General features: G+C 55.8%; 25 protein-coding genes. 11 read left to right on the top strand and 14 right to left on the bottom strand.

The features are described from left to right. Positions 1–41: 41 nt before the first annotated feature. Positions 42–1487, bottom strand: coding sequence for a M20 family metallopeptidase (locus ACWKXX_RS05480; RefSeq protein WP_017384571.1), 1446 nt, complete (start codon positions 1485–1487; stop codon positions 42–44). Continuing rightward, positions 1487–2797 carry a M20 family metallo-hydrolase gene (locus ACWKXX_RS05485; protein WP_017384570.1) on the bottom strand — a complete coding sequence of 437 codons (1311 nt, stop codon included), beginning with the start codon at positions 2795–2797 and terminating at the stop codon, positions 1487–1489. Before ACWKXX_RS05485 ends, ACWKXX_RS05480 begins: the two co-directional genes overlap by 1 nt. 175 nt (positions 2798–2972) lie before the next feature. On the opposite strand from ACWKXX_RS05485, the gene ACWKXX_RS05490 reads away from it, so the two are divergent. Further along, the gene (locus ACWKXX_RS05490) at positions 2973–3878 is read left to right on the top strand and encodes a LysR family transcriptional regulator (protein ID WP_003857524.1); all 906 of its coding nucleotides are present in this window, start codon (positions 2973–2975) and stop codon (positions 3876–3878) included. Positions 3879–4228: 350 nt separating this feature from the next. Then, entirely contained in the window at positions 4229–4792 is a 564-nt protein-coding gene (smrA, locus tag ACWKXX_RS05495) for a DNA endonuclease SmrA (protein ID WP_023303642.1), read from the top strand. Between the two features lie 32 nt (positions 4793–4824). Here the strand turns inward: smrA and tcp are convergent, their stop codons facing one another. Further along, positions 4825–6486, bottom strand: coding sequence for a methyl-accepting chemotaxis citrate transducer (gene tcp / locus ACWKXX_RS05500; protein WP_017384568.1), 1662 nt, complete (start codon positions 6484–6486; stop codon positions 4825–4827). Between the two features lie 145 nt (positions 6487–6631). Here tcp and ACWKXX_RS05505 point away from each other — a divergent pair, with 145 nt between their 5' ends. Then, positions 6632–7498, top strand: a complete 867-nt coding sequence (locus tag ACWKXX_RS05505) for an aldo/keto reductase family oxidoreductase (RefSeq protein ID WP_023296516.1) — start codon at positions 6632–6634, stop codon at positions 7496–7498. 46 nt (positions 7499–7544) lie between these two features. Here the strand turns inward: ACWKXX_RS05505 and ACWKXX_RS05510 are convergent, their stop codons facing one another. Beyond that, entirely contained in the window at positions 7545–7745 is a 201-nt protein-coding gene (locus ACWKXX_RS05510; RefSeq protein WP_003857516.1) for a hypothetical protein, read from the bottom strand. A gap of 325 nt (positions 7746–8070) precedes the next feature. Between ACWKXX_RS05510 and ACWKXX_RS05515 the strand changes: the two genes are divergently transcribed. Beyond that, positions 8071–8490 carry a translesion error-prone DNA polymerase V autoproteolytic subunit gene (locus ACWKXX_RS05515; protein WP_003857514.1) on the top strand — a complete coding sequence of 140 codons (420 nt, stop codon included), beginning with the start codon at positions 8071–8073 and terminating at the stop codon, positions 8488–8490. A gap of 346 nt (positions 8491–8836) precedes the next feature. Continuing rightward, positions 8837–11266, top strand: coding sequence for a glucose/quinate/shikimate family membrane-bound PQQ-dependent dehydrogenase (locus ACWKXX_RS05520; RefSeq protein ID WP_063859267.1), 2430 nt, complete (start codon positions 8837–8839; stop codon positions 11264–11266). Positions 11267–11352: 86 nt separating this feature from the next. Here ACWKXX_RS05520 and pqqF read toward each other — a convergent pair whose 3' ends face one another. The 8 genes from pqqF to ACWKXX_RS05560 form a co-directional block, all read right to left on the bottom strand. After that, positions 11353–13623 carry a pyrroloquinoline quinone biosynthesis protein PqqF gene (gene pqqF, locus ACWKXX_RS05525; RefSeq protein WP_023303645.1) on the bottom strand — a complete coding sequence of 757 codons (2271 nt, stop codon included), beginning with the start codon at positions 13621–13623 and terminating at the stop codon, positions 11353–11355. 5 nt (positions 13624–13628) lie between these two features. Beyond that, positions 13629–14771 carry a pyrroloquinoline quinone biosynthesis protein PqqE gene (pqqE, locus tag ACWKXX_RS05530; protein WP_022651046.1) on the bottom strand — a complete coding sequence of 381 codons (1143 nt, stop codon included), beginning with the start codon at positions 14769–14771 and terminating at the stop codon, positions 13629–13631. Then, positions 14758–15036 (bottom strand): pyrroloquinoline quinone biosynthesis peptide chaperone PqqD, encoded by a 279-nt coding sequence (gene pqqD / locus ACWKXX_RS05535; protein WP_003857508.1) that lies wholly within the window; start codon positions 15034–15036, stop codon positions 14758–14760. The genes pqqE and pqqD overlap by 14 nt, the downstream gene beginning before the upstream one ends. Before the next feature lie 2 nt (positions 15037–15038). Further along, positions 15039–15794 (bottom strand): pyrroloquinoline-quinone synthase PqqC, encoded by a 756-nt coding sequence (pqqC, locus tag ACWKXX_RS05540; protein WP_003857506.1) that lies wholly within the window; start codon positions 15792–15794, stop codon positions 15039–15041. Between the two features lie 2 nt (positions 15795–15796). Continuing rightward, positions 15797–16714: a pyrroloquinoline quinone biosynthesis protein PqqB gene (gene pqqB / locus ACWKXX_RS05545; RefSeq protein ID WP_023303646.1), complete on the bottom strand. Its 918-nt coding sequence runs from the start codon at positions 16712–16714 to the stop codon at positions 15797–15799. A gap of 55 nt (positions 16715–16769) precedes the next feature. Then, a complete protein-coding gene (pqqA, locus tag ACWKXX_RS05550) occupies positions 16770–16841 on the bottom strand; it encodes a pyrroloquinoline quinone precursor peptide PqqA (protein WP_002905689.1) in 72 nt (23 codons plus the stop codon). Positions 16842–16979: 138 nt separating this feature from the next. Further along, positions 16980–17999 carry a dipeptidase gene (locus tag ACWKXX_RS05555; protein WP_047746253.1) on the bottom strand — a complete coding sequence of 340 codons (1020 nt, stop codon included), beginning with the start codon at positions 17997–17999 and terminating at the stop codon, positions 16980–16982. Between the two features lie 104 nt (positions 18000–18103). After that, the gene (locus tag ACWKXX_RS05560; protein ID WP_023303648.1) at positions 18104–19369 is read right to left on the bottom strand and encodes a Y-family DNA polymerase; all 1266 of its coding nucleotides are present in this window, start codon (positions 19367–19369) and stop codon (positions 18104–18106) included. 317 nt (positions 19370–19686) lie between these two features. Between ACWKXX_RS05560 and ACWKXX_RS05565 the strand changes: the two genes are divergently transcribed. Then, positions 19687–20133: a hypothetical protein gene (locus ACWKXX_RS05565; protein ID WP_023303649.1), complete on the top strand. Its 447-nt coding sequence runs from the start codon at positions 19687–19689 to the stop codon at positions 20131–20133. A 67-nt stretch (positions 20134–20200) separates the two neighbouring features. Here ACWKXX_RS05565 and yajD read toward each other — a convergent pair whose 3' ends face one another. Continuing rightward, entirely contained in the window at positions 20201–20548 is a 348-nt protein-coding gene (gene yajD, locus ACWKXX_RS05570; protein WP_006808895.1) for an HNH nuclease YajD, read from the bottom strand. 207 nt (positions 20549–20755) lie between these two features. Between yajD and ACWKXX_RS05575 the strand changes: the two genes are divergently transcribed. Both ACWKXX_RS05575 and ACWKXX_RS05580 read left to right on the top strand, forming a co-directional pair. Beyond that, the gene (locus ACWKXX_RS05575; RefSeq protein ID WP_017384559.1) at positions 20756–21790 is read left to right on the top strand and encodes an LLM class flavin-dependent oxidoreductase; all 1035 of its coding nucleotides are present in this window, start codon (positions 20756–20758) and stop codon (positions 21788–21790) included. Beyond that, positions 21783–22730: a zinc-dependent alcohol dehydrogenase family protein gene (locus ACWKXX_RS05580; protein WP_261666271.1), complete on the top strand. Its 948-nt coding sequence runs from the start codon at positions 21783–21785 to the stop codon at positions 22728–22730. Before ACWKXX_RS05575 ends, ACWKXX_RS05580 begins: the two co-directional genes overlap by 8 nt. On the opposite strand, the gene ACWKXX_RS05585 is transcribed toward ACWKXX_RS05580, so the two are convergent. Then, entirely contained in the window at positions 22727–23767 is a 1041-nt protein-coding gene (locus ACWKXX_RS05585) for an AI-2E family transporter (protein ID WP_015570634.1), read from the bottom strand. The genes ACWKXX_RS05580 and ACWKXX_RS05585 overlap by 4 nt on opposite strands. Before the next feature lie 132 nt (positions 23768–23899). On the opposite strand from ACWKXX_RS05585, the gene ACWKXX_RS05590 reads away from it, so the two are divergent. The 3 genes from ACWKXX_RS05590 (at position 23900) to mdtI (ending at position 24867) form a co-directional block, all read left to right on the top strand. Continuing rightward, entirely contained in the window at positions 23900–24070 is a 171-nt protein-coding gene (locus ACWKXX_RS05590; RefSeq protein WP_006808891.1) for a protein YdgV, read from the top strand. A 118-nt stretch (positions 24071–24188) separates the two neighbouring features. Continuing rightward, entirely contained in the window at positions 24189–24551 is a 363-nt protein-coding gene (gene mdtJ, locus ACWKXX_RS05595; RefSeq protein WP_015570633.1) for a multidrug/spermidine efflux SMR transporter subunit MdtJ, read from the top strand. Continuing rightward, the gene (gene mdtI / locus ACWKXX_RS05600; protein WP_003857463.1) at positions 24538–24867 is read left to right on the top strand and encodes a multidrug/spermidine efflux SMR transporter subunit MdtI; all 330 of its coding nucleotides are present in this window, start codon (positions 24538–24540) and stop codon (positions 24865–24867) included. Before mdtJ ends, mdtI begins: the two co-directional genes overlap by 14 nt. Positions 24868–24920: the final 53 nt, after the last annotated feature.

Here is a 24920-nt window from a genome sequence, read left to right on the forward strand (position 1 = left end):
CGTTCCTCGGGACTGTTGTTGTGTTGTTGTGTTGTGTTTTTTTATTTTAAAGGTGACGGTGTCACGCCCTGCGGGATCGGACACTCGTACGGTTTTTCTGTTATGTGTTGTTCGAACTCTTCCCGGCATTTTCGCAACAGGTCGGCATCCTGAAGCAGATGCAGCGCGGTCGCGCCCATCACTTTTCCGGCCAGCAACATGCCTTTATGGGCAATTGAGGTACGCCCCTGCGCCACTAATTGCCAGGTATGCAGTGGGGTGCCGACGGTAAAACAGGGGCTAAAGCACTGTGCAACAGGCATCTTCCAGCTGACATCCCCCACATCGGTGGAGCCTGCCAGCACGTTATCGGTGATGGCGTAAGGGGCAACTTCATCCACCAGCAGCGTCTCCTGATGGCGTCGGGCAAACGCTTTTCCCTCTTCGGCCCCCGTTGCGGCAATGTTTTTCAGGCTGTTTTGCAGGTCGTTTGCCGTGAGCGTGGCGCGGATTTCACGGGCAAATTCGCGTTCCTCTTCAGTCCAGGCCGGCGTGCCATAATGCTGCAATGCGCGGTACATCGCCGCTTCGAGCGTACGGTTCGGCAGATAGCTGGAGCAGGCTTTATCAAAGCGGCACTCGACGGTGGTTTCGGTCATCATCGCCGCACCCTGGGCGATTTTCTCGATGCGCGCGTAGATCTGCTGCGCATCGGCCATCTCCGGGGCGCGGATCAGGTACAGCACCTCGGCCTGGGCCTGTACCACGTTGGGCGAAATCCCGCCGGTATCGGTGATGGCGTAATGAACGCGCGCTTTTTCAATGATGTGTTCGTTGAGGAAGTTTGTACCGGTGGTCATCAGCGTCACGGCATCCAGCGCGCTGCGCCCCAGATGTGGGGAGTTTGCGGCATGAGCGGCGATCCCCTTAAACCGCCAGGCGGCCTGAATATTGGCCAGCGTGCTGACGTTAAACATCCCGGCAAAGGCCTCCGGGTGCCATGTCACGGCAGCGTCCACGTCGTCAAACAGACCTTCACGTACCATAAAGGTTTTACCGGAGCCGCCTTCCTCGCCGGGGCAGCCGTAAAATCGTACCGTTCCGCTGCCGCCGTGTTGTTCCAGCCAGCTTTTCACCGCCACCGCCCCGGCGAAGGCAGCAGTGCCTAACAGGTTATGCCCGCAGCCGTGGCCGTTCGCCCCCGGGGTGGCGGATTGCGCCGTCGCGCAGTGCGCCTGCTGGCTTAGCCCGGCCAGGGCATCGTATTCGCCCAGAAGGGCGATAACGGGCTTGCCGCTGCCGTAGCTGGCAATAAAGGCGTTGGGAATGCCTCCGGCTTCCCGCGTCAGGGCAAAGCCCTCGGCTTCCAGCGCGCTGGCGAGCCGTTCGGCGGACCAGAACTCTTCGAAGCGCGTTTCGGGATGATCCCAGATGTCGTCGGCAATATCGGTAAACGTCTGACATCGCGTGTCGATGGCATCGGCGATAAAAGCGTAGTTCTCCTGCATTACACACCTCGCGTCCACGGGAAATTAAGCGCAGTTCGCGCCAGCGTTTCGATGGCAACGTTCATCACCTGCTCATCAAAATCGAATTTTTCGTTGTGATGTCCGGCGCTCAGCTCGGTGCCGAAGACCATATACGAGGCCATGCCGCCGTTCTGCTGTACGCGGGCCATCATTAGCGTGGCATCTTCGGAGCCCGCAGGCGCTTTGACCTTATCAATGGCATGAGTCACGCCGGGCACCTGGCTTGCCTGTTCGCGCAGATAATCGACCCAGGCCGGGGAAGGGGCGCTGGAGGTCGCCGCCCCCATCAGGTTTACCCCGGCTGTTACGCCGTAGAGCGCCGCCGCGCCGGTAATTACCGCCTGTGCGCGCTCAAAGACATACTGATTAATAGCCTCGCTTTCGCCGCGGGTTTCAACCTTAAGCAACGCATCAGCCGGAACCACGTTGCGTCCGCTGCCCGCCTGCATGACCCCGACGTTAACCCGGGACGCGCCTTCGCTGTGTGGTGCGATGCCATGCAGCGCGATGGCGGCCTGGGCAGCCGCGAGCAGGGCGTTACGGCCCTCTTCTGGTTTACCGCCAGCGTGTGCGGCGACCCCGGTAAAGCGCACGTCAAATTTGGTGGTCGCCATGAAGTTATCGCTGCCGCAGATCACCGTCCCTTCCGGAACGCCGGTCCCGATATGAATGGCGGTAAAGTAGTCCACGCCGTCCAGCGCGCCTGCGGCGACCATAGCCCGCGCGCCGCGCGTACCCTCTTCGGCAGGCTGGAAGATCAGTTTGATGATGCCGTTGAGCTGCGCTTCATGCTGCTTAAGCACCTGCGCGAGCCCCAGACCAATGGTGGTATGCCCGTCGTGGCCACAGGCGTGCATCATGCCCGGGTTGCAGGAGGCAAAACCGTCGCGGAAGGGGCGATGACTTTCGTCAAGCGCTTCGCTTAAATCAAGTGCATCCATGTCTACCCGAAACGCCAGCGTCGGGCCCGGACGTCCGGTATTCAGGGTCGCCACAATGCCGGTAAATCCGCCCTCAAACGGCGCCAGCCATTTCTCCGGCGCACCCTGCGCCCGGGCGCGGGCAAACTCTCGCGAAAGGGTGGCATCATCGGGCAGTCCCATACGGCTTTCGGCATCGACCACGTCGCGACCCATCGCCAGTTCGTAGCCCAGCGAGTCGAGGATTTCCGCGACTTTCGCAGCTGTTCGAAACTCTACCCAGCCGGATTCCGCAAAATGGTGGAAATCGCGACGCCATGCGCTCAGTTGTGGAGCTAATGTCTGAATGTACTGCGCCAGTGCGTTCATATCTTTTCCTGTCATCATTAAAATATGTGAACTGCTTCACGCTGTGATAGTTTTTACTTATCACTAATCGTTTTTTCACAGTTTTAACCGTTCGGGAATTACCCTCGCACATCCGTTTCCATTAAAGTAGATGACAGTTTCTTTACTCTGATAAACAACGGTTATCGGTCTCGTTATGTCATTTCAGATTAAATTTCATCAAATCAGGGCGTTTGTCGAAGTGGCGCGTCAGGGCAGCATTCGCGGCGCCAGCCGGACGCTTAATCTTTCGCAGCCCGCGCTGACCAAATCCATTAAAGAGCTGGAGGAGGGTATGGCGGCCCAGCTATTTGTGCGCCGGAGTAAAGGCGTCGCGCTGACCGAGTGCGGGGAAGGGTTTTATCACCGCGCTAATTTGATTCTGGAAGAGCTGCGTGCAGCGCAGGATGACATCCGCCAGCGGCAGGGCGAACTTGCCGGGCAGATCAATATTGGGATGGGGGCCAGTATTTCACGCAGCCTGATGCCAGCCGTTATTACGCGTTTTCATGCGCAGCATCCTCAGGTCAACGTCCGGATTATGGAAGGCCAGCTGGTGTCGATGATTAATGAATTACGTCAGGGTGAGCTGGACTTTACCATCAATACCTATTATCAGGGGCCGTACGATCACGAATTTACGTTTGAAAAGCTGTTCGAAAAGCCTTTTGCCGTATTTTGTCGGGCAGGGCATCCGGCGACAGGGGCGACCTCAATTAATGAGCTTCTGCAATATAACTGGACGATGCCTACGCCCCGGGGAAGTTATTATAAACAGTTGCAGGATACTTTTAACCACCGCTCTCAAATACCGCGAATTGGCGTTGTCTGTGAGACCTTTTCCTCCTGTATTAGCCTCGTCGCACAAAGCGATTTCATCAGCATTTTACCGCAGGAGCTGGGCTGCGATCCGCTTCTGGCGCACCGTCTGATAATGCTGCCGGTTGTCGAAACCCTGCCTAAAGCAGCATATTATTTAATTCAGCGTCGTGATTCTCGCCAGACACCGCTTGCCGAATCATTAATCACGCAGTTTCGAAGGGAAGCCAGAAAATTAATTTAATCAAAATAACAACAATAAAAAAATAGAGTCTGTCCGACATCAGACAGACTCCACAGTACACACAGTCGTGCATCCTTTCGCGGATCCTACATGCATTATCCATTGGGCAGGTTTATTAAGTTATAACAGCTTTTTCTTAAAAGAGAAGGACGTTGAGTGATTGATTTCACGATTTTTTAACGTAAATTATTTAATTAATTACGGCTGAAATTTAAGTTAAGGTTGGATTAAGTTTATTGCGTCTGCGATTATCCGTTCCTTAAGCCATTATTTGAACCCGTGCCCGGATGATTGAGACCCGCAACGGGCGCAGGTATAGTACATCACTCAGATGTAGCCGGAGGATTTCCATGAACCCTGACGACAAATCACTTTTTCTTGACGCCATGGAGGATGTCCAGCCGCTCAAACGCTGCGCGGATATTCACTGGCAGCAGAGCCGCAACACGCGGGCGCGTCAGGAAATAGATACTGAGCAGCTCGATAACTTTCTGACGCTGGGGTTTCTGGAACTGTTGCCCCTTGACGAGCCGCTGATGTTCCAGCGCGAAGGGGTACAGCTGGGGGTATTTGATAAGCTGCGTTCCGGCAAATATTCCCGTCAGGCCAGCTTAACGCTGTTACGCCAGCCTGCGGAGCAATGCCGCCAGCTGGTCTATTCCTTTATTCGCCAGGCCGGACGTGACGGGCTACGCAACCTGATCATCGTGCATGGTAAAGGGCGTGAACAGCAGTCGCATCCTAACGTGGTGCGCAGCTATCTTGCGCGCTGGCTGACCGAGTTCGACGAAGTACAGGCCTTTTGCGAAGCGCAGCCGTATCACGGTGGCAGCGGAGCATGCTATGTCTCGTTGCGTAAGTCAGAGGATGCGAAGCGAGATAACTGGGAGCGCCACGCCAAGCGCAGTCGCTAATCAGGAAGGCGGGCGAGATGCCCGCCTGTCACTCAGAAGGTTTCCCAGTTCGCGTCAGCTGTATTCGCGCCTGCCGCTGACGGACGCAGCAGTACGGGCGTTTTCACGTTTTTAGGGCGAGCCGCCAGCGATGCCTGAGCGTTCAGCCGGAATGCCGCCACGGCCTGACGCAGCTGTTCAGACTGATCTTCCAGCGCTGCCGCCGCCGTTGCCGACTCCTGTACCAGCGCGGCGTTTTGCTGCGTGACGCTGTCCATCTGCGAGACCGCCAGGCTGACCTGCTCTATACCGCGGCTCTGCTCGTCAGACGCCGAGGAAATCTCAGCCATAATATCGGTTACGCGCGTCACGGCCGCGACGATCTCTTTCATGGTCGCACCCGCCTCGCTCACCTGTTCCGAGCCGGTATTCACCCGGCTGACAGAGTTCTCGATAAGCCCTTTGATCTCTTTTGCCGCCTGCGCGCTGCGGCTGGCCAGCGTCCGTACTTCACCTGCCACGACCGCAAAGCCGCGACCTTGTTCCCCGGCACGGGCGGCTTCAACCGCCGCGTTGAGCGCCAGAATGTTGGTCTGGAAGGCAATGCTATCGATAACGCCGGTAATATGCGCAATTTGCTGAGAACTGTCGGCAATGTCATTCATGGTACGCACCACGTTATCCACCACCTGACCGCCGCGTGCGGCGGTTTCAGACGCATTCTTCGCCAGCAGCGTCGCCTGACGGGCGTTATCCGAGTTCTGTTTCACCGTGGCAGTCAGCTCTTCCATGCTGGCGGCGGTCTCTTCCAGCGAGGCTGCCTGCTGCTCGGTTCGCGCGGAAAGGTCGTTACTCCCGGCGGCAATTTCTCCTGCGCCCGTGTAGATCGAATCGGTGCTGCCGCGCACGGCGCTGACGGTGCTCACCAGCGACTGCTGCATCTCGTGCAGACCGGCAGCCAGCTGGCCCATCTCGTTGCGCCCGGTAATCGCGACATTTTGCGTCAGATCGCCGCTCGCGATGGTGCGAATATGGTTCATGATGGCGTTGAGCGGTTTCAGGAGCAGGTGCTGTAAACCCTGCCAGATCACCACCAGCACGGCGATCACAGTCAGGAAGATCGCCGCCAGCGTCCACTGCATCTGGGTAAAGCTGCTCTGATTCTCTTCGGCGGCGGCTTTCAGCAGCACGTTGTTTTCAGCGCGCCAGCGGGTATAGACCGCCTCCATCTCATCCTGCGCCTGCTGGGCGTCCAGGTCGCCATAGGCCTGATAGTTATCGGCGCGCAGATACTCAATGGACAAGCGCATCACCTCGTGCATTTGCTTCCAGGCTTTCTGCATCTCTTCGGTGAGCGCGGCATTCTGGCCCTTCACCTGCGAAATCGCCTGCCAGTTTTTGTAATAGTCTTCGGCTTTGGTCAGCGAACCGTTCGCGGTGCCCAACAGCGTGTTGATTGCTGCGAGAGAGGCCGGATCGCGCTGGTTTTTCAGGTAGCGGATCGCCACGCGGGTGACGGTAACGCGCGTTTTCACCAGCGTGTTCACGCTGTCGCTCAGGCTCTCCTGTTGGGCATTGAGTAACCCGGAGTTCTGAAAGTTGTGACGATCGTTGTTAACGGCAGAGTAGAACAACCCTCCCGTGACAACTTGCAGCAGACAGAATATGGTTAGGGCAAAGATAATACCGGTAATCACGTGCAGATTTTTCAGCATGGCGGTCATCCGTAAGAGAAGAGGCAGGGTTACATCAATACTATCGTCGTAGCGAATTTAAACTTTAATTTTACTATTGCTTAACTAATGGTTTCGTTGCGGAACCTGTTGTAAATCCGGATCATTTTTTATGAGGAAGGTCAGCATGAGCAGCATAGATAAAAGCGGAACGTTCACGCTCGGAACGCGTACGGTTAAACGATTTGGCTATGGCGCGATGCAGCTTGCCGGGCCTGGCGTTTTTGGTCCGCCAAAAGACAAAAATGCGGCGCTGGCGGTGCTGCGTGAAGCGGTGGCGTCGGGTGTGAATCACATTGATACCAGCGATTTTTACGGACCTCATGTGACCAACCAGCTTATCTGCGAGGCGCTTCATCCGTACCGGGACGACCTTACGATTGTGACCAAGATCGGAGCCCGACGCGGCGAGGATGCCTCCTGGCTGCCGGCGTTTTCCGCGCAGGAGCTGACGCAGGCGGTGCATGACAACCTGCGTAACCTGAAGCGGGATGTGCTGGACGTGGTTAACCTGCGGATCATGTTTAGCACCCACGGACCGGCGGAAGGCTCGATTGCCGCGCCGCTGAGTACCCTTGCGGAGCTGCAACAGCAGGGGCTGGTTCGCCATATTGGGCTGAGCAACGTTACCGCTTCGCAGGTCGCTGAAGCGCAGAAGATGGTTTCCGTGGTGTGCGTACAGAACATGTACAACGTTGTGAATCGCGGTGACGATGCGCTGGTCGATTCACTGGCGCAGCAGGGGATTGCCTGGGTGCCGTTCTTCCCGCTGGGAGGTTTCACGCCACTGCAATCTTCCGGACTACAGGCGGTGGCGGATTCACTGGGCGCGACGCCGATGCAGGTGGCGCTGGCATGGCTGCTGCAACGCTCGCCAAATATCCTCTTGATCCCGGGAACCTCGTCGGTGGCGCATCTGCGTGAAAACCTGGCGGCAGCCGATCTGGTATTGCCGCCTGAGGCGCTGGAGACGTTAAATTCGCTGGTGGGGTAATCCCGATGGCAGCAAAAGCCCGGAGGATTTTTCGGGCTTTTGCTGTTTATGATCCAATCTGACTTCTTTGGCGGTGAAGCGCTAATGCTTCCGCCACGATTTCCTGCTTACTTTTCCGTGTTTCATACGCAGTAATGCGGATGTACTCCATCAGCGCAGGATCGATGCGCGCGCTTAACATCCTGAGTTCGGCCTCCTTTGCGACACCGCGAGCAACACGCTTATCGGGATAATCACGGGCGGGCATAGAAAACGTCCTCCAAAAATTGTCTTGTTAATTTGTGCTGTAAAATATGCGCCAGTCTAAATAGAAAGTCAACGGATAGTGATTATGCAGTGATGGTGCTTTGTCTTTTGTACATTTACAAGTCATCAATAAGTGATGATGTAGTGATGTTTTATGACGCGTTAAGCTTGCCCATGCGTAAAAATTTACAAAACAAATAATCTTCATTGCTATAGAGGGTTATAAGCGAAGCGGTTAAGGCGTAGCCAGCCGCTTACGCTGACATGGCTTGATCGATACCTCAGTTAAAACTACTGTATATAAAAACAGTATGGAGGTGTTTATTATGATCTTTTTCAGACCCGCAGAGTTGCGTGAAATCGTTGCTATTCCACTTTTCAGCGACTTAGTACAGTGCGGCTTCCCCAGCCCGGCAGCGGATTATGTAGAGCGGCGTATCGATTTAAACGAGTTATTAGTCGCCCATCCCAGCTCCACTTATTTTGTCAAAGCCGCCGGTGACTCGATGATAGAAGGGGGGATTAATAACGGTGATTTGCTGGTGGTGGACAGTTCCCGCAAGCCTGAGCATGGCGATATCGTGATTGCGGCGGTAGAGGGCGAATTTACCGTGAAGCGCCTCCAGTTGCGTCCCAATATTCAACTCAACCCCATGAACAGCGCCTATTCACCGATTATTGTCGGCAGCGACGATACGCTCGATATCTTTGGTGTAGTGACGTATATCGTGAAATCCGCGAGCTGATCGTGTTTGTGAAGCTTAATTAATAGGCAATAAGTTAATTCTCATCATGCAAAAATCTTACGTTATCGGGGCTGTCTTGTCGGCAAACCTGATATTCATCGCATAAGCCGGAACTGACTGGCCAAATATTCTGGTATTGGCGAATTACAGAGTGATATCCCATTTTTTTATTTTGTTATGTTCCTGCACTTTAGTGAGTTTTCTTTTCTTCCGACAGAATACATTTTGTCTACATTATAATTTTAATTTATGATTCGCACACGAACAATTGATGTTATGCAGGGTTTTAGCATCGTGGCAGTCAATAAAACCCTGCTGTTATAAAGTAATCAGGAGATTCATTTTTATGTCAGACAATAATCCCCGCCCATCCGGCTGGTTAGGCCCGTGGTGCCTGCTGGTGGGTGTGATACTTCTTGTAACGGGGCTCTTTTTTGCCATCGGCGGTTTTAAACTGGTTTCCCTGGGGGGGAGTTGGTATTTTCTCATCGCCGGGGTTATCACTCTGCTCTCTGCGATTCAGTTCTTCCGCCGCAAGTCCTCTGCCGTGGGGCTGTTTGCCCTGGTGTTTCTTGGCACCCTGATTTGGGCATTTTTCGATGCCGGGCTCGACTTCTGGCCGCTGGTTTCCCGTTTAATGGTACCCGCCGGGCTGATGGTGCTGGCAGCCGCCACCTGGCCTGCATTGCGTAAACGTGAAGGAAAACCGTCCTGCGCAAAAGGGGCCCTGGGGGTCTGCGCGGTCCTTATTGTCGCCATGGGCGTCACCTTTGTTCAGATGTTTCAACCCCATCCGACCGTGCCGTTTAGCGGTGAAAAACGCCCACTGGTGCCGGTAAAAGATGATGCGAAACAGCAGAACTGGGATCACTACGGTAATACGGCTGGCGGTAGTCGCTTTGTGGCGCTGGACCAGATAACCCGTGACAACGTGAAAAACCTGAAACCGGTCTGGACCTACCATACCGGTGACGTACCGGAAAGTCCGGACGGCAATGGCGCAGAAGATCAGCAAACGCCGCTACAGGTTGGCGATCGTGTCTTCCTCTGTACGCCGCATAACAACGTGATCGCCGTGGATGCCGATAGCGGGAAAGAGATCTGGAAAGCGGAAATCAACGCCAAGTCTGCAATCTGGATGCGCTGCCGTGGCCTGGCGTACTTTGATGCCACCAAACCGCTGGCACAGCCAACGGTAGCCGGCTCCACGCCGGTCCTGCCAGCGCAGGTGGCACCGGGCGCTGCATGCCAGCGCCGTATCCTGATGAACACCATCGACGGTAAGCTGATCGCGTTAGACGCCGATAACGGCAACTTCTGCCCGGACTTCGGTACTAACGGCAGCGTTAACCTGCATGAAGGGATGGGCGACGCGTCAGATCCCACCTACGTGCTGACGTCGGCCCCGACGCTGGCGGGTACGACGGTTGTCGTTGGCGGCCGCGTTGCGGATAACGTCAGCACCGATATGCCGGGAGGCGTTATACGTGGTTATGACGTGATCACCGGCCAGCTGCGCTGGGCGTTCGACCCGCGTAATCCGGATCCGAACTATGTTCTGAAGCCGGGCGAACACTACAAACGTAGCTCTGCAAACTCCTGGGCCCCTATGTCCTGGGATGCGTCGATGAATACCGTGTTTATCCCGATGGGAAGTTCCTCTGTCGACCTGTGGGGCGCTGACCGTATTCCGGAAGATCACAAATACGCCACCTCAATCCTCGCGCTGGATGCGACTACCGGGAAAGAGAAGTGGGTATACCAGACCGTGCATAACGACCTCTGGGATTTCGATATCCCGATGCAGCCGAGCCTGGTTGATTTCCCGACGAAAGAGGGCAACAAGCCCGCGGTGGTGGTGGGCACCAAAGCGGGGCAAATTTACGTTCTTGATCGCCTGACGGGTAAACCGCTCACTGAAGTGAAAGAGGTTCCGGTAAAACCAGCGGATATTCCACGTGAACAGTACCCGGCAACGCAGCCGCGCTCTGTGGGGATGCCGCAGATTGGCGCGGAAACCCTGAAAGAATCGGATATGTGGGGGGCGACGCCGTTTGACCAGCTGGCCTGTCGTATCAGCTTCAAATCAATGCGTTATGACGGTCTGTACACGATGCCGGGAACCGATATTTCCCTGAGCTTCCCGGGCTCGCTGGGGGGAATGAACTGGGGTAGTCTGTCCACGGATCCGAACAACCAGTACATCTTCGTCAACGACATGCGTCTGGGTCTGTGGGTCCAGCTGATTAAACAAGATCCGCAGAGCGCGGTGGCAAACACGGGCGGTGAAGCCGTGAACGCCGGGATGGGCGCCGTTCCGATGAAAGGAACGCCGTATTCGGTCAACAAAAACCGTTTCATGTCACCGCTGGGCATTCCGTGCCAGAAACCACCGTTTGGCTCTCTCTCCGCGATTGACCTGAAAACGCAGAAAATCGTCTGGCAGGTGCCGGTCGGTACCGTTCAGGATACCGGTCCGTTTGGGGTAAAAATGCGCATGCCAATGCCTGTCGGTATGCCGACGCTGGGCGGTACGCTGGCCACGCAGGGCGGTCTGGTCTTCATTGCGGGAACCCAGGATTACTACCTGCGCGCCTTTGATTCCTCTACGGGGGAAGAAGTGTGGAAAGCGCGTCTCCCGGTGGGTAGCCAGGGCGGACCTGTCAGCTATGTATCACCGAAAACCGGCAAACAGTACATTCTGATCTCTGCCGGCGGTGCACGTCAGTCGCCGGATCGTGGTGACTACGTGATTGCCTACGCGCTGGATAAATAACAGCGAAATAAGCAGCCCGGCCCCGTCATAGTACGGGGCTTTTTTTTGACTAAAAACTACGCACAGGAAGAAAGCGGCGGTTCCGGTCAGCCCGTGAAAAGCACCCGCCAGCGTCGGCGAGTCATCTCGCGCCATAGCGCGATTATCTCGTCAGGTTGCAGGGCATCAATAGCCTGCGGTGTTAACACCGGCAAACCATAGCGCTGGCGCAGGGCGGCCACTGCCGTGGCGCTGGCATCCATCGGTGAGCGGATCTGCGTCGCCAGCTGCTGTCGCAACACGCTGAACGCTGCCTCATCGCACGGCGTCAGCTCACGCAAAAATCGTTTGCAGCAACCCAACAGGTTCACGGGAGAACGGTCAGGCGACTGTAACGCCAGCAGCAGGCCATCGCGATCGGCAATACGCTGATAACGACAGCTGACCACGTAGCCAATCTGCTGTTCCACGCGCAGGCGCTGGAAAAATTGCGGTTCGCAGCATAACGCCAGCAGCCGCAGCGCGGCGAGCGACGCGCCCGGCGGCAGGGGAATAAACACCAGCAGCGCCGAATCCGCGCTGGCGTGCGGAATGTGTTCGATCCCGCCGGGACAACCGCTTAACGGCAACGGCGTAGCGTTAACCGGCGTCCGGAGCAGGCCAAGCTGCCGGGCTAACCCGTGCGCGTGCCCGGCGCTGCCGCCAACTAACGCCGCCAGCCAGCCGTCCCGCGGCGGATCCGATGCCAGACGTTCAGGCAATTGCTGAAGCAGCTCACGGATGGCAATGCCTTCTGGCACTGACGTAGTAGCCGGAGCGGGGTGGGAGAGGCGATCGATTATCGCCCCGATGATGGGTTCCGCCGTCACCATGGCGTCAGGAAGCCGCAGGGTGAGCTGCCAGCTACCGTCAACCGTTTGCCACTCGGCGCTGCCGTCGATATGGCGCAGTTCAGCAAGGAGAGGGCGTAACTGTTTGCCCATCGCCACCCCGTGTGCGCGTTCCACACGCGAATAAAAAGGCCTGCGCAGGATCAGCGTCGGCGGTTGTGTCTGCGCCGACAAATGCAGCAGCGGAGCGGCTTCTGACGTCGGGGCTGGCGCAGCATACCTGGCAGTCTGCGGGTAGAAGGAAAACGCGATGGGGCTATCATCTGCAACCGGCTGGCGACGCCAATGGCTAAGCGGCAGGGCAAAGCCCTGGCTGGCAATAATTTCAGCGGTTTCCATTTTTTTGCAGGCCAGATACGAGGTGGGCGCCGCCCGTAAGTTGGCACAAAAGGCGTAAAAACCCACGGGCGCCGCGCCGGGTGCAAAACCAAATGCCCGCTGGCGCAGCTGCTCCAGCGTCGGCAGGGCGCTGAAACGCTGCTGTGCCAGCCGATAATAATGCCGCTGCTGCTCATCCGTCGTTTGCTGTAGCGCCCGTAGCCAGTGGGTAATATGCGGGTCAATGTCCTCGGGCCGTTCGCTATCAACCGTTAGCGCCAGCCAGCCGTAATCGTCATCCTGATAAAGCCAGTTCAGGGCTACCTCTTCTGCCAGCCCGCGCGCCCGTAGCCCGGCAATCAGGCTTCCGGGGGCGTCGTCCAGTAAAAACTCCCGAAATAAAGTGACGTTGTCACTTTTTCGGATTAACGGACAACGCCACAGTGCGGGTCGCTCCGTCACCGCCAGCTGATAATCTGCTTCAGCGCTAAGACGCAACGGGGGAGCGGTTTCAGGCATGCCTCCTGACGCAAAACCTGACGCAAACGTATGGGCAAGCTCGGCCAGGACATCCAGCGTTTGCGGCCCTTGCAGCCACAATTGCAGGTGCCCGGCTACATAATAGCGACGATGAAAGTCGCGCAACGCGGTTTGCAGCGATACCGGGTCCTGCCCGAGAGACTCCTTGCTACCCACCTGAAAACGGCGAAAAACCGCGGGTTCTTCCATCGCGTGGCGCGCCGCCGCTTCGCGCCTGGCGGAATCATGTTGCTGGATGAGCCGGTTTTCCGCATCAATGACCGCCACTTCGCGCTGTATGTCATGCGGTGAAAGCAGCGGCGCCAGCAACATATCCCGCAGCCGCGCGACGCCGTCGGACAGGTTATCGGCGGCAACGTCGAAGAAAAAAGCGCTATGGCGAGCCAGCGTGGTGGCATTGACGCTGCCGCCCTGGCGCTGGACCCAGGCCATGAGTCGATCATCGCCCTGATAGCGCTGGCTACCGCGGAACAGCAGGTGCTCAAGCAAATGCGCCAGACCGGCGAAGCGCGGTGGCTCGTGATGGCTTCCGGCACTCACGCGCGCCAGCGCCGCCGCGCGTGTCGCCTGCGGCTGATGCACCAGCGTTGCGCGCAAACCGCCTGCCAGTTCCACGATGCGGGTGGTCATTATCGTTACAGTTCCCGGGTTTTATAGATAAGCTGAGAACGGGTACGGTTGCGGAACTGAAGCTGACCGATCTTCATATCACTACAGGCTGCTTCGCGGCGCGCCTCGAGGATTTTATGATGATGCGGCGATTTGCTGCACACCGGATCGGCGTTATCAGCATTCCCGGTGAGCATAAAGGCCTGGCAGCGGCAGCCGCCGAAGTCCTTCTCCTTTTCATCGCAGGAGCGGCACGGCTCTGGCATCCAGTCAAACCCGCGATAGCGGTTGAAGCCGAAAGAGTCATACCAGATGGATTCTAGGCTCTGCTCAAGCACCGACGGGAAATCCACCGGCAGCTGGCGCGCGCTGTGGCAGGGCAGCGCCGTGCCTTCCGGGGTCACGCTGAGGAAAATCGACCCCCAGCCGCCCATACAGCCTTTTGGCCGCTCTTCGTAATAATCGGGGGTGACGAACAGCAGGTTGGTCAGATTGCCGCTGGCGGCCATTTTTTGCCGATATTCGGCAACCACGCGTTCCGCGCGGGCAATCTGTTCCCGCGTCGGCAGAAGCCCCTGACGATTAAGGAACGCCCAACCGTAGAACTGGCAGGTGGCAAGTTCGACATCGTCGGCGTCCAGTTCGATGCACAGCTCGATGATTTTATCGATCTGATCGATATTATGCCGGTGCAGGACGAAATTCAGCACCATCGGGTAATCACGGGCTTTGACCGCTTTGGCCATCGCCAGCTTCTGCTGGAAGGCTTTTTTATTCCCCGCCAGCGCAGCGTTGAGCACTTCATCGCTGGCCTGGAAGCTAATCTGGATATGGTCCAGACCGGCCTCGCTGAACGCGTCGAGTTTGCTTTCCGTCAGGCCAATTCCCGAGGTGATCAGGTTGGTATAAAAACCGAGATCGCGGGCGGCGCGGATCAGCTCCGGCAGATCTTTACGCGTCAACGGTTCGCCGCCGGAAAAACCTATCTGCACGCTGCCCATCGCCCGCGCCTGGCGGAAAACCTCAATCCACTGTTCGGTGGTCAGCTCCTGATCCTGCCGGGCGAAGTCCAGCGGGTTAGAGCAGTAAGGACACTGTAGCGGACAGCGATAGGTCAGCTCCGCCAGCAGCCACAGCGGTGGATTGACGGCGGGTTTATTCTGGCTCACGGAAAATAATCCACTTCTGTTGATAAGCGATTTGCAGGAATTCTACGACGTCGTCATCCACGCCGCCGGCTTCCGGGAACCGTTCGTTGAGTATGGCAATGATGGCCGCCGCGTCGCGTTGGCCATCGACCAGTTCGAGGATCGCGGCCGCGGTCTCATTGAGTTTAGCCATGCCTTCCGGATAGAGGATGACATGGCTGTCCTGAGCGGCTTCCCATTGCAGGCGATAGCCGCGACGAAAGGCGACGATGGAGTTTTTTTGCATGCTTATACCAGTCGGGTTGTGTGCCAGGCCGCTTTGTCGGTGACCGTGTGATAAGGCGGACGCTGTAGCGCGTAGGCCATGGTCATCGCGTCGAGCATCGACCACAGGATATCGAGTTTGAACTGAAGGATCTCCAGCATTCGATTCTGCTTTTCCGCGCTATCGCAGTAACGCTTCGCCAGCTCCAGACCGTGTTCAACGTCGCGGCTGGCCTGGCTGAGGCGGCTGCGGAAATAAAAATAGCCTTCCTCTTTGATCCACGGGTAGTGCTGTGGCCAGCTGTCGAGACGCGACTGATGGATTTGCGGGGCGAACAGTTCGGTGAGCGAGCTGCATGCCGCCTCCTGCCAGTTGGCGCGGCGGGCGAAGTTAACGTAAGCGTCGACGGCGAAACGGACGCCGGGCAGCACGTGGCGTTCGCTGATTAAGTCCTCGCGGCTGAGCCCCACGGCTTCGCCCAGCTGTAGCCAGGCTTCGATACCGCCGTCATGACCGTTGCTACCGTCGTGATCGAGGATCCGCTGCACCCATTTGCGACGCGTGTGCGGATCCGGGCAGTTCGCCATAATTGCCGCGTCTTTCAGCGGGATCGTCGTCTGGTAGTAAAACCGGTTCGCCACCCAGCCCTGGATCTGCTCGCGGCTGGCCTCGCCGTTATGCATCGCGATATGGTACGGATGGTGAATATGATAGTAGGCGCCTTTCGCCCGAAGGGCGTGCTCAAACTCTTGCGGCGAGAGCGTTTCGCGAATGTGCATAGTTAGTCCTGAAGCGTGATGTTCATCCCGTCCCAGCTCACTTCTATTCCCTGCTGCGCAAGGGCGTGACGCTGCGGCGACTGCTCGTTAAGGATCGGGTTGGTGTTATTAATGTGGATCAGAATCTTGCGCTTTGCCGGCAGCGAGGCCAGCAGCGCCATCATGCCGTGTTCATCGCCGAGCGCCAGATGCCCCATGTCGCGGCCGGTATTGCGCCCGACGCCGGTGGCCTGGAGTTCATCGTCCTGCCAGACGGTGCCGTCAATCAGCAGACAGTCCGCTTTTTTAAGCCACGGCAGGATGGCGTCATCGGGTTCACCGAGACCCGGTGCGTAGAACAGCGTCTGACCGTTGCGGCGGTTTTCGATAAACAGCGCCACGTTATGCCCCGGCAGCGGGTGGTCGCGCCACGGCGAATAGGGCGGCGCGTTACTGGCGATGGGGACAGCGGTAAACTGCAAATCAGGGCAGGCTTCCACGCTAAAGGCGGTGAGCGGCGCGATCGGGTGGTGAATCAGGCCACCGTTCCAGTGCCGGAGCATGGTAAAAATCGGGAATCCGCTGGAAAGATCTTCATGCACCTCCGGCGTACACCATACCTGATGCGGGCACCCCTCGCGCAGGCTGAGCAGCCCGGTGGTGTGGTCAATCTGGCTATCGGTGAGAATAATGCCGCCAATATGCGTGCCGCGCAGAACCTCTTTCTTATTCAGTTCTGGCGTATGGGCAATCTGCTGGCTGATATCGGGGGAGGCGTTACACAGCACCCACTCTTTGCCGTTATCGCTGACGATGATCGACGACTGGGTGCGAGGGGTCGCCTGAAGGGTACCGTCGCGCAAACCCTGACAGTTGGCGCAGTTACAGTTCCACTGGGGGAAACCACCGCCAGCGGCGGAACCGAGGACTTTTATAAACATGAAGATGGGCCAGGTAGTCAAACAAAAATGCCCGCACGGATGGCGGGCAGAGCGATTAGCGGTTGGAAATGTACAGGGTCACTTCCAGGCCAAGACGTAAATCAATAAAAGCAGGTTTCTTCCACATCGTTTTTTCCTCTTTAAAAATGCAGCACTAACGCCATTGTTTGTGCCAGTTTTGTGATGGTCATCAAATAATGCGTCACAGGAGGGCAAAGCTCAACCCGAAAGATGTAAGGAATTAACTTAATGTTTACAACGTAACTTATTGTTGCCAAACATTTTGCAATACCTTTTGCCAGTTGCCCCACAGCAGCTTATTCAGCACAAATTGATCATAGCCGCTGTCACGCAACGCGCTGATTAGCCGCGGTAAACCACTCACATCGTGTAAGTCATCAGGCAACGTAATGCCGTCAAAATCGGAGCCCAGCGCGACATGATCGTCACCCATGATGTTAATAAGATAGTCGATATGACGAACGATTGTGCTCAGCGGGGTATCGCTATCGCGTTTACCGTCGGCGCGCAAAAACGCGTTGCCGAAATTGACGCCTGCCACGCCGCCGCTGTCGCGGATAGCCAGTAGCTGCCGATCGGTCAGATTGCGCGGTTGCGGGCACAGCGTATGGGCGTTGGAATGGGTGGCGACCAGCGGTGAAGAGGAATGACGAGCGGTATCCCAGAACGCTTTTTCATTCATATGCGAAACGTCAATCAGCATGGTCAGGACGTTAGCGTGCTTAATGAGGGCGATCCCCTCAGCGGTAAGCCCTGGGCCGCTGTCCGGGCTGCCGGGAAACGCCCCGTTAACGCCGGTGCCGAAACGGTTAGCAATGTTCCAGAAAGGCCCAATGCTGCGCACCCCGGCGGCATAGAAAGCCTGTAGATCGTCTCCCTCGCCGTCAAAACCGCCCGCGCCCTCAATATGCGCCACCATCGCCAGCACTTTATCCTGACGGCAGCGTTCGATATCCGCCGCGCTCAGGCACAATCGTGCCCGGCCATCGGAGTGTGCGACAAGCTGCTTAAGGATCGTCAACTGCTGCCAGAGAATGTCGACCGGCTGCCACGGCTCGCTGGCGTATTGTGGCGCCATGCGGGCGATATACTCCTGCGGCGGCACGAACAGCGCGAACAGCCCGCCGGAAAATCCGCCTTGCTGCATGCGTGGATAATCGAGGTGTCCGTTCTCAATGCCGGAGAAGAAGGCCGTTACCGGATCCTGGCGATGGTGAAGCCATAAATTAAGCAACAGGTCATTGTGACCATCAAAAATCGCCATAGCGCATCCCACTGTCTTTTATTGCTGCGAAAGTTGCCTGGCACGATAACCGATTTGTCCGGTCCGGCAAGGGGAAAATTACAACTTAGCAGCAATTGTTAATATCACTTAACAGTGAGGAGATCCGCAAAGCGGGTGGTGTAGCGGGGTGAAAGCATTTCCCGTTTCATCTGCCACGGCTGCTGTATACCCTGTCCCGCGAAGTAAAGCGTGCCACGGCCATTTTCAGCATTCAGATGGTCTAATACATCCATTAACTTTTGGCTGTTTTTCCTGGGTGCGTTGTCGTCAAACAGATTAAGTTGCGCGACGCCCTGGCTATAAAAATCTCCCAGCATCACTCCGGCTTTCTGGTACCGATGGCCGTTCTTCCAGACCGCATCCAGACAACGAACTGATGCGCCGATAATATCCCGGCTATCCTGGGTTGGGGTGAGCAGTTTTACCGACGCGCTATTGCCATAATATGGCTCGTTAAGCGCGAAGGGCGAGGTTTTAACAAATACGGAGATAAAGCGGCAATGCTGATGCTCATTGCGAAGTTTTTCTGCTGCCCGGGCGGCATAACTACAGATGGCCTGGCGTACATCGTCATATTCGGTGAGGCGTTCGCCAAACGAGCGCGAACAGACGATTTCTTGCTTTACCGGGGCAAACTCTTCCAGTTCAAGACACGATTCGCCCCGTAATTCACGCACCGTTCTCTCCAGCACGACATTGAAATGTTTTCTTATGAACCGGATATCGGTGTCTGCCAGTTGCAGGACGGTCTTAATCCCCATCATCTCAAGCTTCTTCGCTATGCGACGTCCTACCCCCCAAACGTCTTCGACGGGTAGCGCCGCCATCAGCTTTCTCTGACGATCCACATTGGATAAATCAACAACGCCTCCCGTCTGGCGCTGCCAGCGTTTCGCCGCGTGATTTGCCAGTTTCGCCAGCGTCTTTGTGGGTGCGATGCCCACCCCGACGGTCAGATGGGTGCGTTGCAGTACGGTCGCTCTCATTTCATGCCCAAAATCGGAAAGATCGCGACAATTACGCACGCCGGTAAGATCGCAAAAGATCTCATCAATTGAGTATATTTCGCTACGAGGCGACATCTCTTCAAGCGTGTTCATTACCCGGTTGGACATATCCGCGTAAAGTTCATAATTACTGCTGAAACAAACCACGCCATGATGCCTGAAGAGATCTTTCTGTTTGAAGTACGGTTCACCCATTTTCACAAAGGGTTTGGCTTCAGCGGAGCGAGAGATGACGCACCCATCGTTATTGGACAACACGACCACCGGTCGTCCCTTCAGGTCCGGGCGAAAAACCGTTTCACAGGAAGCATAGAAAGCGTTCACATCACACAGTGCAAACATGGTCAGCTCGCAGATGTCGCGATACAGGTCACTACGCCGCGAGCCTTCGTGGGCGCGCTTATACGTTCATTCAGAACGTAAGGAACAGGGTCATTGAATAGGGGAAGGGCCACGCTCCGGCGTCGCTCTGATGGCGTGAAAAACTGCATGATGATCACCGTCAATTAATGCTGTATTTATATACAGTATTGTATATCGATAGCAAAGATCAAGGGTAACAAGGCATCATGGCGTACGGGCGTAGAAGGGTAATTATCACGACCAGACTATTTGGGTATACTTCTTCACTTATAACTATGCATGTCAGGTAACGAAATATGCGGGAGAGCATTAACGTTCTTTTTGTGGTGCTGTCTTTTGTGGCACTGATTATGCTGATACGCTTTTTCGTCAGGCGTATTCGGCATCCAACGCGCATCGTTGCCGATAGCCGGGGAATGAAAAAAATCTCAACCCATCCTGTCTGGTTTGGCGGCTCGTCAGGTAAAACCTACTTTTATGATGAGCAGTATTTATACGAGGTTATAAAGAGCAGCACCCGTAAAATTGAGCTGGCGACTATCATAAAAATTAAACCAGGCTCGATAGTGATAAATAACAGGCGGATCTGGTCTGTGAGTTATCTTGAGGGAACCCGTGAAAAACAGGTGCAATTTTATAATAATCTGACGGTGTTTAATCAAAACTTCGCTGCGTTTTTAGAGGCAGTAAAACGCGTGAACCCTGAGGCAGATATTAAAGCCGTGTCATTGTTCAACCTGTGACTGGAATACAACATATGTGGCTTTCTGACTGCCCATACGACAGGTATGGGCAGTGAAGCCGTCGATATTACTTCTTCTTGTTCATCATCGCCTTGAGATCGGCAAAGGGGTTAAACGTGGCGACACCCACGTCTTTTTGCGCATCCTCACCCGCGACAACGGTGGTGCCATACTGATCCGCTTCGGTGTACTTTGAGTGTTCGTGATCGTGACAAAACAGGCACAACAGCTCCCAGTTACTGCCATCTTCCGGGTTATTGGTGTGATCGTGGTCGATATGGTGAACCGTGAGTTCACGAAGATTTGAATAAACAAACTCACGCGAGCAGCGTCCACAAACCCAGGGGTAGATTTTTAGCGCTTTTTCACGGTAGCCGCTTTCCAGCCGTGCGTAGTTTTTGGGGATCAGAGCCATTGCTGATGTTACCTGTTAAAAAGAGAATAGTTCACACTATATCCCATTATGAGATGTCAGGAGAATGCCTCCTCTGCGGGAAGGCAGCGTGCGATTTGCGTATTTCTGTCAGTTTATTTGAAGCATTCCGTTAAATAATCACCATTTATTCTCATCCGTTAATGCGTAGAGTAGGGATAACGCAATGCTTTATCAGGATACTCCACTATGAAAAAGATCGGATTTTTGTCGTTTGGTCACTGGACGCCGTCACCTCAGTCCGGCACGCGAACCGCGGCTGACACGCTGCTACAGTCCATCGATCTGGCGGTCGCTGCCGAAGAGCTGGGCGCGGACGGGGCTTATTTCCGTGTGCATCACTTTGCCCGCCAGCTCAGTTCGCCATTCCCCTTGCTGGCTGCAATAGGCGCGAAAACCAAACGCATTGAAATCGGGACGGGCGTGATCGACATGCGGTATGAAAATCCGCTGTATATGGCGGAAGATGCTGGCGCGGCAGATCTCATCTCCGGCGGGCGATTACAGCTTGGTATCAGCCGGGGTTCGCCGGAGCAGGTGATTGATGGCTGGCGTTATTTTGGTTACGTGCCGCAGGAAGGGGAAAACGAATCTGATATGGCGCGCCGCCACACTGAGGTACTGCTTGATGTATTACGCGGTGAAGGGTTTGCGAAGCCTAACCCACAGCCGATGTTCCCAAACCCGCCGGGATTGTTGCGTCTGGAGCCGCATTCAGAAGGCTTACGCGATCGTATCTGGTGGGGGGCTGGCTCTAATGCAACGGCAGTATGGGCGGCAACACTGGGGATGAACCTGCAAAGCTCAACGCTGAAAGATGATGAAACCGGCGAGCCGTTCCATATTCAGCAGGCAAAACAGATCCGTGCCTACCGACAGGCCTGGGCTGAGGCAGGGCATACCCGTCAGCCACGCGTTTCGGTCAGCCGCAGTATTTTTGCCCTGATGGACGATCGCGACCGGATGTATTTCGGTTCAAGCCGCAATGAAAGCGACAGCGTGGGCTATCTGGATGAGAAAACGCGGGCCATTTTCGGACGCAGCTATGCCGCAGAGCCAGACAAGCTGATTGAACAGTTGAAAAAGGATGAAGCGATCGCGGAAGCGGATACGCTGTTACTTACCGTGCCGAATCAGCTGGGTGTGGAATACAACGCACATGTGATCGAGTCCATCCTGAAACATGTCGCACCGGAAATGGGATGGCGCGATCGCAATGCTTAATCTGGCTCTCTGGTATCGCCGGTTTGGTGAGCCTGAATCGGTACTGCAAGCGGAAACCACACCATTGTCGCCGCGACAGCCGGGAGAGATACGTGTGCGCATGCTTTTTTCCCCGGTGAACGCCTCCGATCTCATCCCCATCACCGGAGCATATCGCCATCGCACGCCGCTGCCTGCGATAGCCGGTTATGAAGGGGTCGGAATAGTGACCGAAACGCCCGCCGCTTATCCGGCGCTGCTGGGCAAGCGGGTCCTGCCGTTACGGGGGCAGGGAACCTGGCAGCGCTATGTCGACTGCCCGGCGGCGTATGCGGTTCCCGTCCCGGACGACGTCGACTCGCTACTTGCCGCGCGGGCGTATATCAACCCGCTTGCCGCACAGATGATGCTGGACCGCTATCCTCCGGTCGGGAAAACGGTGCTGCTCACCGCTGCCGGTTCTGACTGCGCCGTTCTGCTCGGGCAATGGGCACGCCAGGCGGGTGCTGAGGCGGTTTACGGGATCCATCGTTCGCCCGTGCACGCTCAACGTCTGGCTGAAATGGGGATCGTCCCGATTGCGCAACATGATACGGCCGCCGTCAATGCTGCCGCCGCGCAAGCGGAGGTGGTGTACGACGCCACGGGCGGCAGTCTGGCGGAGACGATCCTGAGCGTGATGCCTGAAACCGGCACCTTTGTCTGCTACGGGCTACTCTCCGGGCAGATCTTCCGGCAGCAGCGGCCGTTGCCGCGCGTGGCGTGGTTTCACATTCGTAACTATCTGGACGCGCTGAACGCTGAGGCGTGGCAGGCGGAGTTTCGGCGCATCTGGCCTAAACTGCGCGCCAGCCAGTGCAGCGATGTCACCCTCTACCCGCTGTCGGAATGGCAGCGGGCAGTAGGCAACTATCGCGAAGCGGGAAGAACGGGTAAGCCCATGCTGTCGATGGACAATTAATCGGCCTTATGGCTCATGTCGCTCAGCAGTACAGCGATACTTTGTCCACCGGCGGTCTGCTCCAGGCCAATTTTGACAATAATTGTCAGCGGAACGGAGAGCAGCATGCCGACAGGCCCGAGCAGCCAGCCCCAGAAAATCAGGGACAGGAACACAACAAGGGTTGAAAGCCCCAGCCCGCGTCCCATTATCCGTGGTTCGAGAATGTTCCCGAAGACAAGGTTAATCACCAGATAGCCTGCCAGCAGAATCAGGGCATCATACAAACCGCTGAAAACCAGCACCTGAAGGATAGGGGGGATCGCCGCCAGCACGGAGCCGATGTTAGGAATATAGTTGAGCGCAAAGGCCAGCAGCCCCCAGACGAAGGCAAAACGCACATCCAGCGCGGCGAGCATCCCCCAGACCACTAATCCCGTCACCAGGCTGATGGCCGTTTTCAGCACCAGATAGCGTGAAACGCTGTCGAGCGCGCGCTGAATGGCGCCCATTCCCTCTACCGGACGCACCATGATGTGCTGGAGCTTTGCAGGCAGCTGTGGAACTTCCAGCAGCATAAACACAACCGTCAGGAACAGCAGGAAAATCGAGGTCATGGCGTTGGAGAGTTGTGCCAGCAGGCTGGTGACAATCGTCATGGCGGCATTCGGATCGATATATTTAAGCAGTTCCTCAACCGAGACTTCGATACCCGCGCGTTGCAGCCAGGGTTCAATTTGCAGCAGCGGGGTCGCCAGGGAAGAGCGGTATGTCGGTAGCGTCCGCGCCAGCTCGTTCAGGGACGTTCCCAGATAGGCGACTAACAGCACCATCGCAACGATAATAATACTGATAAGCAGGCTTATCGCCAGCACACGCGGGATGCGCAGCCGCACCATTCGCTGCACCAGCGGATTGAGGATCACCGCGATAAAAAGCGCCAGGATAAAAGGCACGATGATATCGGCCGCAAAACGAACGCCGGTCAGAATGATCATCAGCATGCCCAGCATGATGACGATCTTAAGCCCGTTGAGGGTGATAATAGGTTTGGCCATGGACGTTCCTGAACAGTTTTTTATTTATAATAGAGGGGAAAGCGGATTAAAAAAACTAACCAAAATCAAACAGACTGGGTAAAGAAATGAAAAGGCTTTGAGTAAATTCCTGGCTTATGATACAAATCAGGCGTGTTCAACTACCGAGGACAATTTTCATCCGCAAAGACGAGAAGCAACACCGCGGATAATTGTAATTTTATGGACAATTTGTTCAGGACGTATTTTTCAAACAACTCTGCTCTGTTTTCTACCTCCCTCTGCCTGCTTTCTGGTGAGCAACACTGGCGTTCCGCGCTATAGTCACGTCTTCTGCCTGAGCTGGCGCTATGCGCTTAGCTAACTGATTTAATTCCCAATTTTTTGGTTTGCTGTCCGCAGCGAGCCTCGATGGATTATATTCTCAAGCAGGAGAAAAAACATGTTTTACTGGATTTTATTAGCTCTGGCGATCGTCGCTGAAATTACCGGCACCTTGTCGATGAAATGGGCAAGCGTGAGTGATGGCAGCACCGGTTTTATTTTGATGCTGGTCATGATTACGCTTTCCTATATTTTCCTCTCTTTTGCGGTTAAAAAAATCGCGCTGGGCGTGGCATACGCATTGTGGGAAGGTATTGGTATTTTATTGATTACGCTGTTTAGCGTCATGTTATTTGATGAAACCCTGACGACAATGAAAATTGCCGGGCTGACGACCCTGGTCGCAGGTATCGTGCTGATTAAATCGGGTACACGCAAACCGGCAAAACAGCAGAAGGAGCAGACCCATGCAGCAGTTTGAATGGATCCACGCGGCCTGGCTGGCTTTCGCCATCGTTCTGGAAATTATTGCCAACGTCTTTCTGAAGTTCTCCGACGGTTTTCGTCGTAAAGCCTACGGCCTGTTATCGATTGCCGCGGTTCTGGGGGCGTTTAGCGCCCTGTCACAGGCGGTGAAAGGCATCGATCTGTCCGTGGCCTATGCGCTGTGGGGGGGCTTCGGTATTGCCGCCACCCTGGCGGCAGGCTGGATTATGTTCGGGCAGCGTTTAAACAATAAAGGCTGGATAGGGCTGGTATTACTGCTCGCCGGCATGATCATGATTAAACTGGCCTGAGTGACCTACTGCTGCGCCAGGGCTTCCAGCCGGTCGCGAAAACCGGTCACCGA

Source organism: Enterobacter sp. UPMP2061, assembly GCF_053709615.1.

What these genes read in the sequence shown, in the direction of transcription:
- ACWKXX_RS05480 (WP_017384571.1), bottom strand. Translation starts at nt 1,487, where the DNA reads ATGCAGGAGAACTACGCTTTTATCGCCGATGCCATCGACACGCGATGT.
- ACWKXX_RS05485 (WP_017384570.1), bottom strand. Translation starts at nt 2,797, where the DNA reads ATGAACGCACTGGCGCAGTACATTCAGACATTAGCTCCACAACTGAGC.
- ACWKXX_RS05490 (WP_003857524.1), top strand. Translation starts at nt 2,973, where the DNA reads ATGTCATTTCAGATTAAATTTCATCAAATCAGGGCGTTTGTCGAAGTG.
- smrA (WP_023303642.1), top strand. Translation starts at nt 4,229, where the DNA reads ATGAACCCTGACGACAAATCACTTTTTCTTGACGCCATGGAGGATGTC.
- tcp (WP_017384568.1), bottom strand. Translation starts at nt 6,486, where the DNA reads ATGCTGAAAAATCTGCACGTGATTACCGGTATTATCTTTGCCCTAACC.
- ACWKXX_RS05505 (WP_023296516.1), top strand. Translation starts at nt 6,632, where the DNA reads ATGAGCAGCATAGATAAAAGCGGAACGTTCACGCTCGGAACGCGTACG.
- ACWKXX_RS05510 (WP_003857516.1), bottom strand. Translation starts at nt 7,745, where the DNA reads ATGCCCGCCCGTGATTATCCCGATAAGCGTGTTGCTCGCGGTGTCGCA.
- ACWKXX_RS05515 (WP_003857514.1), top strand. Translation starts at nt 8,071, where the DNA reads ATGATCTTTTTCAGACCCGCAGAGTTGCGTGAAATCGTTGCTATTCCA.
- ACWKXX_RS05520 (WP_063859267.1), top strand. Translation starts at nt 8,837, where the DNA reads ATGTCAGACAATAATCCCCGCCCATCCGGCTGGTTAGGCCCGTGGTGC.
- pqqF (WP_023303645.1), bottom strand. Translation starts at nt 13,623, where the DNA reads ATGACCACCCGCATCGTGGAACTGGCAGGCGGTTTGCGCGCAACGCTG.
- pqqD (WP_003857508.1), bottom strand. Translation starts at nt 15,036, where the DNA reads ATGCAAAAAAACTCCATCGTCGCCTTTCGTCGCGGCTATCGCCTGCAA.
- pqqC (WP_003857506.1), bottom strand. Translation starts at nt 15,794, where the DNA reads ATGCACATTCGCGAAACGCTCTCGCCGCAAGAGTTTGAGCACGCCCTT.
- pqqB (WP_023303646.1), bottom strand. Translation starts at nt 16,714, where the DNA reads ATGTTTATAAAAGTCCTCGGTTCCGCCGCTGGCGGTGGTTTCCCCCAG.
- ACWKXX_RS05555 (WP_047746253.1), bottom strand. Translation starts at nt 17,999, where the DNA reads ATGGCGATTTTTGATGGTCACAATGACCTGTTGCTTAATTTATGGCTT.
- ACWKXX_RS05560 (WP_023303648.1), bottom strand. Translation starts at nt 19,369, where the DNA reads ATGTTTGCACTGTGTGATGTGAACGCTTTCTATGCTTCCTGTGAAACG.
- ACWKXX_RS05565 (WP_023303649.1), top strand. Translation starts at nt 19,687, where the DNA reads ATGCGGGAGAGCATTAACGTTCTTTTTGTGGTGCTGTCTTTTGTGGCA.
- yajD (WP_006808895.1), bottom strand. Translation starts at nt 20,548, where the DNA reads ATGGCTCTGATCCCCAAAAACTACGCACGGCTGGAAAGCGGCTACCGT.
- ACWKXX_RS05575 (WP_017384559.1), top strand. Translation starts at nt 20,756, where the DNA reads ATGAAAAAGATCGGATTTTTGTCGTTTGGTCACTGGACGCCGTCACCT.
- ACWKXX_RS05580 (WP_261666271.1), top strand. Translation starts at nt 21,783, where the DNA reads ATGCTTAATCTGGCTCTCTGGTATCGCCGGTTTGGTGAGCCTGAATCG.
- ACWKXX_RS05585 (WP_015570634.1), bottom strand. Translation starts at nt 23,767, where the DNA reads ATGGCCAAACCTATTATCACCCTCAACGGGCTTAAGATCGTCATCATG.
- mdtJ (WP_015570633.1), top strand. Translation starts at nt 24,189, where the DNA reads ATGTTTTACTGGATTTTATTAGCTCTGGCGATCGTCGCTGAAATTACC.
- mdtI (WP_003857463.1), top strand. Translation starts at nt 24,538, where the DNA reads ATGCAGCAGTTTGAATGGATCCACGCGGCCTGGCTGGCTTTCGCCATC.